Source organism: Siccirubricoccus deserti, from assembly GCF_014283215.1.
Classification (GTDB): domain Bacteria; phylum Pseudomonadota; class Alphaproteobacteria; order Acetobacterales; family Acetobacteraceae; genus Siccirubricoccus; species Siccirubricoccus deserti.
On the sequence record NZ_JACOMF010000097.1, the window covers coordinates 1 to 8652 of the forward strand.

8 protein-coding genes and 2 pseudogenes are annotated in these 8652 nt (G+C 64.2%); 9 read left to right on the forward strand and 1 reads right to left on the reverse strand.

Annotation, left to right across the window (positions count from 1 at the left end):
- Positions 1-120 precede the first annotated feature (120 nt).
- Positions 121-402: pseudogene (locus H7965_RS27225) on the reverse strand (transposase); the annotation flags it as partial.
- Between the two features lie 251 nt (positions 403-653).
- Between H7965_RS27225 and H7965_RS27230 the strand changes: the two are divergent.
- The 9 genes and pseudogenes from H7965_RS27230 to H7965_RS27270 all read left to right on the forward strand — a co-directional run bounded on the left by H7965_RS27230 (position 654) and on the right by H7965_RS27270 (position 8650).
- A complete protein-coding gene (locus H7965_RS27230; RefSeq protein ID WP_186773685.1) occupies positions 654-1625 on the forward strand; it encodes a Bug family tripartite tricarboxylate transporter substrate binding protein in 972 nt (323 codons plus the stop codon).
- A 351-nt stretch (positions 1626-1976) separates the two neighbouring features.
- Complete coding sequence (locus tag H7965_RS27235) at positions 1977-3020, forward strand: TAXI family TRAP transporter solute-binding subunit (RefSeq protein ID WP_186773686.1); 1044 nt, start codon at positions 1977-1979, stop codon at positions 3018-3020.
- A 682-nt stretch (positions 3021-3702) separates the two neighbouring features.
- A pseudogene (locus tag H7965_RS27240) lies at positions 3703-4538 on the forward strand (IS5 family transposase).
- A 45-nt stretch (positions 4539-4583) separates the two neighbouring features.
- Complete coding sequence (locus H7965_RS27245; protein ID WP_186773687.1) at positions 4584-5801, forward strand: carbohydrate-binding domain-containing protein; 1218 nt, start codon at positions 4584-4586, stop codon at positions 5799-5801.
- 411 nt (positions 5802-6212) lie between these two features.
- A complete protein-coding gene (locus H7965_RS27250; RefSeq protein WP_186773688.1) occupies positions 6213-6581 on the forward strand; it encodes a cupin domain-containing protein in 369 nt (122 codons plus the stop codon).
- Positions 6582-6839: 258 nt separating this feature from the next.
- Complete coding sequence (locus H7965_RS27255; RefSeq protein WP_186773689.1) at positions 6840-7343, forward strand: septal ring lytic transglycosylase RlpA family protein; 504 nt, start codon at positions 6840-6842, stop codon at positions 7341-7343.
- Complete coding sequence (locus H7965_RS27260) at positions 7340-7489, forward strand: hypothetical protein (RefSeq protein ID WP_186773690.1); 150 nt, start codon at positions 7340-7342, stop codon at positions 7487-7489. Before H7965_RS27255 ends, H7965_RS27260 begins: the two co-directional genes overlap by 4 nt.
- 178 nt (positions 7490-7667) lie before the next feature.
- Positions 7668-7904, forward strand: coding sequence for a hypothetical protein (locus tag H7965_RS27265; RefSeq protein ID WP_186773691.1), 237 nt, complete (start codon positions 7668-7670; stop codon positions 7902-7904).
- Positions 7883-8650 (forward strand): SGNH/GDSL hydrolase family protein, encoded by a 768-nt coding sequence (locus H7965_RS27270; RefSeq protein WP_222440846.1) that lies wholly within the window; start codon positions 7883-7885, stop codon positions 8648-8650. The genes H7965_RS27265 and H7965_RS27270 overlap by 22 nt, the downstream gene beginning before the upstream one ends.
- Positions 8651-8652 lie beyond the last annotated feature (2 nt).

An 8652-nucleotide genomic window follows, 5' to 3' on the forward strand; every position in this document is an offset into this window, starting at 1 on the left:
CAACATGGCGGCGGCCGATGCGCTGACCCCGGAGAGAAGCAAGAGCTCCGCAGGCTCCTTCATCCCTCATCCACTCAGGCCAGGAGCAGCAAATGAGGAGTTGCGCCATGCGCCCCGAATAGAGAAGTAGTTTCCCCGGGCAGCCTCGGCCAGGATCTGCTTGTCCAGCGTCAGGTCCGCGATCGCCTTGCGCAGCCGCGCGTTCTCCGCCTCCAGGTCCTTCAGCCGCTTCACCTGGTCCGACTTCAGGCCGCCAAACTCCCGCCGCCAGCGGTAGTACGTCACCTCGGTCACGCCGATAGCCCGGATCGCCTCCGCCACGGACTGCCCCTGCGAAACCAGGACATCCACCTGCCGCAGCTTGGCCAGGGCCTCCTCAGGCCGATGCTTCTTGTTCGCCATCTCGGTCCTCCTCCGGTTCAAACCCATACCTGAAGGCGGACCACTTCAAAGGAGGAGGATCAACTTGCCGGATGAACCGCCAAGGCATTAGAAGCTTATCAAATTGAAATTCGCCTGAAAGTTGAAAACAATACAACAAATTTTACTTTCAGGTGTAGTAATTCCTAGGCAAGACCATGTGTTGCGCCCGCTCTCTGGCGGGGTATAGGCTCCATTACAATCCGCTTAGCCGCTGATCTGGATCTGCTTTGATGCCAAGCCGCCGCGCGCTCGTCGCTTTTTCTGCTGTGCTGGCCACGACGGCGCCATCCTCCGGGAGGGCGGCGTCCTGGCCCGACCGGCCGGTCCGGTGGATCGTCGGCTTCCCGCCGGGCGGGGCGCCGGATCTCCTCACGCGCATCCTGGCGCGACGGCTGGAGCCGGAAATCGGTCAAACCGTTGTAGTAGAGAACCGGCCCGGCGCGGCCGGCAACCTCGCCGCCTCGGTGCTCGCTCGCGCCGCGCCGGACGGCTTGACCTTTGGCACGCTTTTCGCTGCGACGCTTGCGGTGAACCGCCACGTTTACCCCAACCTCCCCTTCGACCCACGGCGCGACTTCACCCTAATCAGCGAGTTTGCGCGCTTCCCCTCGGCGGTGATGGTGCATCCATCCGTTCCGGCTTCAAGCGTTGCCGAGCTCGGTGCCTGGATGAAGGCGCAAGGGACGCCCCCAATCTGCGCGACGCCGGGCGCGGGTGTCATCCCACACCTTGCGACGGAGATGCTGCTCCAACGACTGGGCACGCGCTGCGAGCTGGTCCACTACCGCGGCAATCCCGATGCGTTGCGAGATCTGGCGGCCGGACGTGCGCAAGTGATGGTGGATGCGTTCCCGACCGCACTGCCCTTGGTACGCGACGGCCGCGCCCGTGCGGTGGCGGTCACCAGTGCCGGCCGCTCGCCGCTGATGCCGGCGCTCCCGGCAGTCGCCGAAACCCTGCCAGGCTTCGAGACGGCGTCGTGGCTCGCCGTTGGTGGCCCCGCGGGCGTGCCCGAAGCGATCACCGCGCGGATGGGCGCCGCCGTGATCGCTGCGGCCCGCGACCCGGACACAGCGCAGCGCTTCGCCGCCCTAGGAGCCGAGGCCATCGGCTCGACACGAGAAGAACTCACGACACGCGCTGCGGCGGAGGATGAACGATGGGGCGAACTGGTTCGTGCCAGAGGCATCACCGCGGAATAGATGCATAGTCCCACATCTGCAGCGCTGGCGACGAGTGCCGCGCAGGCTGCTACCCGTGCGCAGTCGCCACTGTCCGAGATGTCGCTGGCGGTCGACGCTGAGCAGCTCGCACGGCGGCGCATTGATCGCAACCGACGGCGCAACTCGTCTAACAGAGCCTCTGGGTTCGCTTCCGCACGAGCCACGATTGAGACAGGAAGTGCGACAGGGAGGGACTTATGCCCTCCGCCTGTTACAAGCGATCGGCGCCATTGCCGATCCTGCTGCTGTCGCGGGGTACCGCATGGGAGCCGCACTGGGCAACATAGATGCGGCGCCGCCTCTGAGCGGCCTAGACGTAAAGGGGAGCCAATGAACACGTTGCGCGCGGTCGGAATTGGCCTCTTCGTTCTTCTCACAGGCTTGCTGCAACCACTCACACCCACCGCTGCGCAGCCCCGTGCCGATCGCCCAATGAATAGGGCTGAAATCGCCGCCAAGTTAAAGCTAAATGCCTGGACGGTAGGTCTGGCCGCAGGCTTGCTTGAAGGAGCGCCTATCCGCCTTGCCGCCGAGATCGCTCGTGTGGTCGATGAAAGTGATGCTCTCCACGTTCTTCCCGTCGTCACGCGTGGGCCAACACATAATGTTGAGGCACTGCTATATCTGCGCGGAATCGACGCGGCAATCATCAATGCCGATGCCCTCGAACAGTTCCGCACCCTAGTACCGAACATCGACCAGCGTATCAGCTACATCCTCAACCTCTTCCCCTCAGAGCTGCATATTTTTGTCCGCCCCGAGATCCGCTCGCTCGCTGACCTTAATGGCAAGAAGGTCAACTTCAACACGCCTGGTACCACCGCGTCCTATTCCGGCCCGTTGATCTTCGATCGGCTCAAGCTCGACGTGGAAAAGACCTTTATCCCGCATCCGGCCGCGCTCGAGCAGATGCGCAGGGGTGAGGGCGAGATCGCAGCTGTCGTGTTTATCACCTCAAAGCCGGTCGATGCGTTCCTACGCGGACGTTGGGATCCTGGCTTCAGGTTTTTATCTGTAGATATTGGAGACGCCGATTTCTTCAATTTCTATCTTCCCTCAACCCTGACCTCGAGGGACTACCCGCAGTTCATCCCGGAAGGTCAGGACGTCCTGACGATCTCGGTACCTACCATCCTCGCCGCCTACAACTGGCCGCAGGGGTCGGACCGCTATAAACGGCTCACCCGCTTGGTGGACCATCTGTTCAGCCGGATTGATCAATTTCACGCGCCAGGCTTTCATCCCGCTTGGCGAGAAGTCAACCTCATGGCGCAAGTGCCAGGTCTGAGGCGGTTCACGCCGGCGCAGGAGTGGATTGACCGCAGCCTTGCCACTCGCCCGCAGCGCGTGCCCGCGGGAACGTCGCAGCGTTGAACGTCCTATTTGATTTGACGCCATCACCTCCCTAGGCAGCAATAGAATGCTGGGCACGGGATCGAAGCACAACGGTAAGGAGATCAGCGGGATGCTCGAGCCTCATTTAGAGCGCATCTCGAAGCCGGCTATCGGCAGGCCCAAGCCCTTGAAACTATGGGCCACCTGGAGGTTTCGTTTTTCGCTCTTAGCCTCTGCCGTTATCGCTTGGTTTATGGAGTTGCAGGAGCGGGGAGGACCGCGATGCGGCCATAGCTAATGTGCCACTCTGCGGGTTTATTACGGTTTTTCGCTTCCGCCACTCTCACCTTGGTTATGGCAGAGCCCATCCACGCGACGGCTCAGACCAGATGTGAGGCAAAACGTCAATCATGCACTGCCGAATGTCATGCACGATACTTCACCATCGATCCGAAGCGCAACGAATGTGTCGCCAAATGCATGGTCGAAGAGAGTAAATGCAGAGGTGATCAGGCTGTGCACCAAAGAAGAAAATACACATCTTGCGTTTCTTCCACATCACTCACTACTTTCTAAGTTAATTTTGTTGGCGCGTTCTTAATTGTGGCTGCTAGATAAAAGGCGATATTCCAAAGAGGTTTTTAGAGATCTTCCGGAAGGAGATTGAGTCTTTGGAATTGGTTGTGATTTCCTGGGCGGCGGCCGTGCTGGGGGATCATACATGTGGAAGCCGGAACATCGTCATGCCGCGATGCGGCGCGGCTTGCGCTACGAGAGCGACCTGACGGATGCGGAATGGGCACTGGTGGCACCGCTGATCCGGCCGGCGAAGCGCGGCGGTCGGCCACGGACGGTGGATGTGCGCGAGGCGCTCAACGCCATCCTCTACGTGCTCTGGACCGGCTGCCAATGGAAGGCGCTGCCGAAGGACCTGCCGCCGCGGAGCACGGTGTGGGACTACCTGGACCGCTGGGAGTGGGACGGCACGCTGACGCGCATCCATCATGCGCTCTACCTCGAGGTGCGGCAGAAGGCAGGGCGGGAGGCCAGTCCGACGCTGGGCATCATCGACAGCCAGAGTGCCAAGGGGGCGCAAAAGGGGGCTCTACGCTTGATCCCTCGGGCTATGACGCAGGCAAGAAGGTGCTCGGGCGCAAGCGCCACATTCTGACCGACACGCTCGGCCTGCTGCTGGCGGTCATCGTCCATCCGGCCAGCGTGCAGGACCGCGGCGGCGCGGAGGACCTGCTGCGGGAGGCACGCCGGAGCTTCCCCTTCATTGAGCGCCTGATTGCGGATGCGGGCTACCAGGGGCCGAAGATGGCAGCGGCCGTTGGGCGGACTGGCCCCTGGATCTTGGAAATCCTCCGCCGCTGCGACCGGCATCGCTTTGTCGTGCTGCCCAAGCGCTGGATTGTCGAGAGAACGCTGGCCTGGACCAACCGATGCCGCAGGTTGGCCCGAGACTACGAGCGGCACGCCCGCATGGCGGCGGCCTTCGTCCGTCTCGCCATGATCCGCCTCATGCTTCGACGCCTTGCCATAAACCCTTCATGATAAATAAGAACTTCCCGGAACGGCTCTTAGAACGCGGAGGAAGACATGCCTGCGGAGACGACTCTCGGCTTTGGCCCGGATGCGGTCGTGTTGCGGATAAGCCAGGATGCCTACGAGGGCGACGCACAGTATACAATCAACCTAGATGGGGCGCAGGTAGGCGGTATCCTGACCGCCAGCGCCCTTCGCTCTCTCGGTGAGATCGATACCGTTGCCGTGCTAGGGAACTTCCCGCCAGGCCCCCACAACGTGTCCGTGAGCTTTCTGAACGATGCATGGGGCGGCACGCCGAATAGCGACCGAAACCTTTATGTCGAGAGCGTCAGCTTTGAAGGCATGATCCTGACCAACGGCGTCTCGTTCTTCGAAAGCGGATCCCAGACCGTCGGCAGTTTCGTCGAGGCCAGGACCACCACGCGCGGCTTTGGCAGCGGCCGGGATACGCTGGAACTGAGAATCAACCAGGATGACTGGCTGGGGAACGCCCAGTACGTGGTCAGCGTGGACGGGGTGCCGATCATCGACGTGCTGACCGCCAGCGCCGAGCGGCAGTTTGGCAATTTCGACACGGTCTGGGTGTCGCGCGACTTCGGACCGGGCGAGCATACTGTGACGGTGAACTTCCTCAACGATGCGTGGGGCGGCACGCCGGATACGGATCGCAACCTCTACGTAGAGCGTGTCAGTTTCAACGGCGAGGTCCTGCCGAACAGCACTGTAGCGCTCTTCGGGAGCGGCGAGCACGCCGTCGGCACCTTCGCCGTGCCGCCGCCGCCCGAGCCCGTGCCTCTGATCGGAGGCAGCGGGCCTGACCGGCTGCAGGAGAGCATCGCGCATGGTGACGTGTTCTGGGGCGGTCCGGGCGCCGACATCTTCGCCTTCGGCATCGGAGTTACCTTTAATCCCGGAACCTCCGGCGACTTCTTCGCAACCGTCCTCGGCACCGGCGTCGGCCCCAGGGCACGTGACGTGATCATCGACTTCGAGCAGGGGGAGGATGTGATCAACCTCTCGGAGGCGCTCCGCTTCGGCCGCCGGGCCCTATCAGTAAACCAGGAGTTCGGCTTCGTCGGCACCGGTGCGTTCAGCGGGACGCCAGATCAGCCAGGTCCGCCTGAGCTTCGCTACGAGGTGCGCGGCGACTTCACGATCATTCAGATGGACGCGGACGGTCTCAGCCGGTTCTTCGGCGACGGGTCGGTGGATGCGGAAATCGCGCTGGTTGGGATGTTCTCGCTCGAGGGTGGCGACTTCATCCTTTGATACCTGCCGTATCCTGACACGACGGCGCTGCCAAGTTGTTGGCTCAGGGCTGACTGAGTTGGCTGGCCGAGGCGATGTGGGAGCAGAGTTCAGGCCGCGGCGGTAACCTCACTGATGTTGGCCACGCCTCGAACGCACGCGCCCTTGCGGCTCGATATTCACTGGCGGTGACGTGGTCGCGGCGGAGATGGAAAAGGTTGACGATCTGGTCATGGCCGGAGCATTCCGGCAGCATACTGGATCGGGGTCGGTCCGCCAAGTTCTACTCAACTTAACAGTGTCCATGCACCACCGCCTCAGCGGGAGGTAGGGTCCTACTGACAGATCTGCTGCGTTTCCAGTGCCGGACGGCTTCGCTAGGTTTTCTGCCGGCAACCAATAGGGGCCGCAGGCCTCGTATGGAGACACGCCATGGCTGACGTGACGATCCGACCAGCTGGGAGCCGAGCGACAAAGACGGCATCTTCCGACAGCTTCACCGGTACAGTCCTGCAGGACTCGATGGCGGCGCCGCAGGCCCCGTCGCGCACCAGCGCCACGCTGGTGACCTTCACGCCGGGTGCGCGCACGAACTGGCACACACACAAGACCCGGCAGGTGCTGGTTGCCACGCAGGGCACCGGCATGGGGCAGGTGAAGGACAAGCCGCCCCGCATCCTGCACGCCGGCGATGTCGCCGAAGTGCCGCCGGGGCTCGTGCACTGGCATGGTGCGGTTGCCGGGCACCTGTCCGCGCACATCTCCTTCGTCGAGACCAATGGCCCCGACAACACCAGCTAGGTGGAGCCGGTGGACGAGGCGCACTACCGCGCGGTCGCGGTGCCGCCGAAAGCATAGCGCAGGTTACCTTCGGTTGGGCGTTCCAAAGCCCCCATGGCGGATCGTCACAAGACGTTTCGCTCGCGACAGCGTCGATCGCGAGCGCCGTACAGATCCAGCTCGGATCCCCACCGCCAAACTCGGTAGCTGCTGGGAGTTGATCCGGAGGAACGCAGCGCCTGACCATGCGTCTTTACCGCAATGTTCGGACCGGGGACCATGGCGATACGGTTGGCAATCTGCATGGGGCTTGCGCTTGGTCTTGCCTGTCCCGCCCGCGGGAACGAGCTTGCTGCGGACAAGCCCGGGCGCGAGGGGTCGCGAGAGGCTGTCGATCGCTCAGGGCGTGAACTGCGTGGACAGGCCGCCATCATCGCCCGAAAGCTTGCCGGCAGGCCCATGGCCGACGGAGGTCTCTTCGATCCTGAAGCATCCGTCGTGGCTAGCAGCACACTGCCGCTCGGTGCCACGGCGCGAGTGACCAACCTCCGGAACGGCCAAGTGGCGATGGTGCGGGTACGCGACCGCATCCCGGGGACAGACGGCCGCATCCTGAATGTCAGTCCCAAGGTCGCGGAGTTTCTGGGCGTACGCCGAGGCGGAGTATTCCAGGTGGTGGTGGCGCCGCTCGCGGTCCCACAGTCTGACGGCAGCGTCCGACTGGGCGCGGGAACGGGCCTCGCCGGGCGGCGCGCGTACGTCACCGGAGGGCGCAACCGGTGATGATGCTGCCGGCGGCGGAGGCCTTCTCGGAGGCTTGCCGCGATGAGGTGACCTCCGCCGGCTCGGCGAGTGATAGCAGCGTTGCCAGGGTGGTGCTGCAGATGCTGATGGAGGCCGATGCAAAGGAGCTGATCGGTGCTAGATAATGCGGCCACGCCCGAGGCCCTGACGGCCGAGGGTACGGCAAGAGCGCCTGGCACACGGCACCAGCTTCCCGCAGGCCCGGTCAGGCGGGCGGCAGGTGCCGCATTTCTGCAGCAGGCCGGGGACAGCGCGCCGCCGTCGCGCGTTTGGCAGGGCCTCCTCGCACACGCGGGCCACGACATGACCGAGACATGTTACGCCGCTACCCACCACGACACCGCCCCTGCGGTGTGCTGTACCGTCGTCCTGCCCCAGGGCGGCGCGCAGTTCGCCCGGCTCTACGGCCGTTGCGAGGTCATCGGGCGGCAGGACACCGGCGACCGCGCACGCTTCCAGCGGCGGCACCGTTGTCCTCGCCGCCTGGACAGCGCGATCTCGCCGACCAAGGACGCTCAATGGGCTGCGAGCGAGCGGTGACGGCGCCGGACGAGGTCGCGCCGGCGCGGCGTGCGGCTCTCGGCCTCGGCATGGCAAGCCTCGCTGCCACGCGGGCGGAGGCTCGGGTCAGCGCCGGCTATATCGTGCTGTTGGGTGATTCCGTCTTCGACAATGCCGCCTTTGTCGACGAGGGGCGGGAGGTGGTGGCGCAGCTGCGGGGTGCGCTGTCCACTTCGGGGTGGCGAGCCATGCTCGCCGCAAGGGGAGGCGCCATGGTGGAGGATGTATCCCGTCAGCTTGCGCGCCTGCCGGGCGACGCCACCCACCTCATCGTCAGCGTTGGCGGAAATGACGCGCTCCGTGCGGAAGCCATGCTGGCCGAGCCGGCGCGCAGCGTGGCGGAGGCGCTGGCACGGCTCGACATCCTGCGCGAGCGGTTCCGCAGGACCTACCGTACCATGCTCGACGCGGTCTGCGCCCACGGCCTGCCGGTCGCGGTCTGCACCATCTACGACCCGCGCTTTCCGGACGCCGCGCGGCAGCGGCTGGCCGTGGCGGGGCTCACCCTGTTCAACGACGCGATCCTGCGCGAAGCCTTTGCCCGCGACCTGGCAGTGATCGACCTGCGCCTGATCTGCAGCGATCCGGCGGACTTCGCCAATGCGATCGAACCGTCGGCACTCGGCGGAGCGAAGATCGCGGCGGAGATCGTGGCGATGGTCACGGCAGGGCCGGTGGCCCAGCGTGGTTTCCGCGTCTTTGCGGGCCGGCAGCGGCGACCATGATC

Excerpts from the sequence above, each read along its gene's own strand:
- H7965_RS27230 (WP_186773685.1), top strand. The coding sequence starts at position 654 with ATGCCAAGCCGCCGCGCGCTCGTCGCTTTTTCTGCTGTGCTGGCCACG.
- H7965_RS27250 (WP_186773688.1), top strand. The coding sequence starts at position 6,213 with ATGGCTGACGTGACGATCCGACCAGCTGGGAGCCGAGCGACAAAGACG.
- H7965_RS27270 (WP_222440846.1), top strand. The coding sequence starts at position 7,883 with ATGGGCTGCGAGCGAGCGGTGACGGCGCCGGACGAGGTCGCGCCGGCG.
- H7965_RS27265 (WP_186773691.1), top strand. The coding sequence starts at position 7,668 with ATGACCGAGACATGTTACGCCGCTACCCACCACGACACCGCCCCTGCG.
- H7965_RS27235 (WP_186773686.1), top strand. The coding sequence starts at position 1,977 with ATGAACACGTTGCGCGCGGTCGGAATTGGCCTCTTCGTTCTTCTCACA.
- H7965_RS27245 (WP_186773687.1), top strand. The coding sequence starts at position 4,584 with ATGCCTGCGGAGACGACTCTCGGCTTTGGCCCGGATGCGGTCGTGTTG.
- H7965_RS27255 (WP_186773689.1), top strand. The coding sequence starts at position 6,840 with ATGGCGATACGGTTGGCAATCTGCATGGGGCTTGCGCTTGGTCTTGCC.